Here is a 2615-nt window from a genome sequence, read left to right on the forward strand (position 1 = left end):
GCTGCATACCACTATGCTGTGGTATGAGAGGCCCCATACTGCGATTTAGCATCGTTTTTTTAAAATTTTTCTTTGCAGGCATAGCAAACTCTAAACGAATACATTCTTTAATTGATTAATTGACCGAAAAAGATAAGCTAAAGAACTTAAATTATTGGGTTTTGCCTTTACATGGACGAAAGTATCTTACATGATTTTTCTCAATGTTTACGTATATCTCACATTTCTTAATAAATCTTAATGTAGCACGTCTTATATGAACAACAATGAACATTTGTTAGCGAGCCGCCGCTTTTTACCCATGTTCCTGACCCAGTTTTTTGGTGCACTGAATGATAATGTTTTTAAACAGGCATTATTACTGGTGATTACCTATGGTTGGATTCAGCAACAATCAGCCAGTATTAGCACACTAAATAACCTTGCCGCACTATTGTTCATTTTGCCTTATTTTATTTTCTCTGCGACGGCAGGCCAGATTGCAGACAAATATGAACGTTCCCAGCTGATTCGCTATTTAAAGATTTTTGAAATTGTGATCATGATTCTGGGGACTGTTGGTTTCCTACTCGGTCATTTATGGATTCTATTGTTCGCCCTGTTTTTAATGGGCACTCAATCCACTTTTTTCGGCCCGATTAAATATGCCATTTTGCCTGAAGTATTAAAACCGGATGAATTGATGTCAGGTAACGCACTATTTCAGTCAGGCACTTCATTAGCGATTTTATTCGGTATGATTCTGGGTGGTGCAGTCATTGCTGCTTCTACAGGCAATCTGATCTGGATCAGCCTGACGGTGTTAAGTATTGCCGTGGTTGGCTATCTCTCCAGTCGTTATATTCTGAAGCAGAGTATTCCAGCACCCGAAATCAATATTGACTGGAACTTTTTCCGGACCAGCTTTCAGACCATTAAATATGCTAAAAGTTTACCGCTGGTTTTTTTAATTCTGCTGGGTAACTCCTGGTACTGGTTTTATGGTGCGACTTATTTGACCCAGATTCCACAGCTTACCTTACAAAACCTGCATGCTTCTGAAAATGTTGCCAGTCTGCTTTTAACCTTTTTCTCTGTCGGGATCGGTTTAGGTTCTTATCTATGCCGTAGATTAGGTGGTACTGAGGTCAATATTAAAATGGTTCCTATTGGCGCTATTGGTCTTGTAGTTTTTGCATTGTATCTGGCAGCAAGTCTTGCCTTTGTCCCGGAACGTACTGGTGCTCTACTTGGCTTGGCAGATGTATTCCAGCAAGGCTGGAGCTATTATCATGTGATGCTGGCGGTAACTTTACTGGGCATTAGTGGCGGTTTTTATATCGTGCCGCTGTATGCCATGATGCAAGCGCATTCTCCCCGCTCACATCGTGCACGTGTGGTTGCAGCAAATAACATCCTGAATGCCGTTTTCATGGTATCTTCTGCTATATTCTCAATTATTATTTTAAGCATTTTAGAGTTTGATCTTAAAATACTTTTCTGTATTACTGCTGTGTTGAGTGGCCTGTTTACTTTATGGCTGCTCTATAGATTGAAACCGATGATCAAAACCGCAAAAGCCCCTTTGGAGGATTAATTCATGCGTCAATATACAGGTGTCGATAAGCTTATTCATTCTTTTGACCAGGCATTACGCAGTCTTGTTCCAGGAACAACTTCCTCACAACGGGAAAATCCAGCAAAACCGGTTGAAACCCAGCTTACCGTAAGTGATGCCCGTCATGTAGCTGGTTTAATGCGCGTAAATCATAGTGGTGAGGTTTGTGCCCAAGCGCTTTATCATGGACAGGCATTAACAGCGAAATTACCAAATGTACGTCGGGAAATGGAACAGGCGGCAATTGAGGAGCAGGATCATCTGGCCTGGTGTGAAGACCGCTTACAAGAACTGGATAGCCATACCAGTTTACTCAATCCGGTCTGGTACGGCCTTTCCTTTGGGATGGGTGCAATTGCCGGCATTGCGGGGGACAAATACAGTCTGGGTTTTGTTGCAGAAACCGAACGCCAAGTGAGTATGCATTTACAGCATCATATTAATCAACTGCCCGCACAAGATGAACGCTCACGTCGCATTCTGGAACAGATGAATGAAGATGAATTGCATCACCGTGATACAGCTTTGGCTGCAGGCGGCGTAGATTTACCCCTTCCAGTCAAGATTGCCATGACCGGTATTTCCAAGTTAATGACTAAAACCAGTTATTATATTTAAGTATCAAATGAAGCCCTCTTTTTTGAGGGCTTTTTTTATTCTCATGAATTCTTAAACAAGATGACTCATTGATTTTTTTGAGTGCAGATCAATCAATTTAACCATCTATCCAACAGAATATCGGTTTACATTTTAATCAAACTCTATTCTTTTATTCAGCTGTTATAATCGAACCGGTTTCATCTCGTATTTATTAAAATTCTAGAACGATTGAGACAGGTATAACTATTAAATAGCTATGACCTATTTATCAAAAAAATAATGCTTTAAAGGTGACGTATGGAAACAGGTATTATTCTTGGCATTCTATTCGCAATTATTGTGTTGTTAGTTATTTTTTATAAAAAGAAAAAGTAAATAACAGTTTTTTGGCAAATACAGATCCCCTACTTAGATAAAA

At 39.8% G+C, this 2615-nt stretch carries 2 protein-coding genes; both read left to right on the forward strand.

Annotated features, from left to right (window positions below):
• Positions 1–256: 256 nt before the first annotated feature.
• Complete coding sequence (locus tag B4J23_RS01795; protein WP_180104222.1) at positions 257–1576, forward strand: MFS transporter; 1320 nt, start codon at positions 257–259, stop codon at positions 1574–1576.
• Positions 1577–1579: 3 nt separating this feature from the next.
• Positions 1580–2215 (forward strand): 2-polyprenyl-3-methyl-6-methoxy-1,4-benzoquinone monooxygenase, encoded by a 636-nt coding sequence (coq7, locus tag B4J23_RS01800; RefSeq protein ID WP_004783823.1) that lies wholly within the window; start codon positions 1580–1582, stop codon positions 2213–2215.
• Positions 2216–2615 lie beyond the last annotated feature (400 nt).

The sequence above is a fragment of the Acinetobacter sp. UBA3025 genome, from assembly GCF_002367915.1.
GTDB lineage: Bacteria > Pseudomonadota > Gammaproteobacteria > Pseudomonadales > Moraxellaceae > Acinetobacter.